The organism is Micromonospora sp. DT62 (genome assembly GCF_049847285.1).
Taxonomy (GTDB): Bacteria; Actinomycetota; Actinomycetes; order Mycobacteriales; family Micromonosporaceae; genus Micromonospora; species Micromonospora reichwaldensis.
The window spans coordinates 1-397 of the sequence record NZ_JBNCOB010000074.1; the positions used below are offsets into that span (position 1 = coordinate 1).

1 pseudogene is annotated in these 397 nt (G+C 65.5%); it reads right to left on the bottom strand.

Annotated elements, in window-relative coordinates:
• Positions 1-238 (bottom strand): annotated as a pseudogene (locus ACPXCB_RS31580) (hypothetical protein); the annotation flags it as partial.
• Positions 239-397 lie beyond the last annotated feature (159 nt).

Here is a 397-nt window from a genome sequence, read left to right on the forward strand (position 1 = left end):
TCGCCTTGACGTTGGCGACCTGCTCGTCGGACAGGTCGACGTGCGACTGGGCGCCCTGCACACCGTGCGGGATCAGCTTGGCCTTGTCGACCGACGGCTTGTCGGCCTGCACGGCAACTGCCACCGGAGTCGACTCCACCGACGGGGCCGCCTGCGCGGTCGCGGGACCGGCGAACACGCCACCGGCAAACGCGAGACCAGCAACACCAAGAACGCTCTTACGCATGATCGTGTTCATCAGAAACGCTCCATTCGGGGGTCGGCACCCGCACCGAGGGGGATCGGCTTCACGCGGGTGCAAGCACCGTCCGGCGCTCATGCGAACTCACGGGAGGATCTCCAGCGAAACCTGGAGAGCATCTCCGACGAATCAGCCGGAGGAAAGACCAGAGGAAAG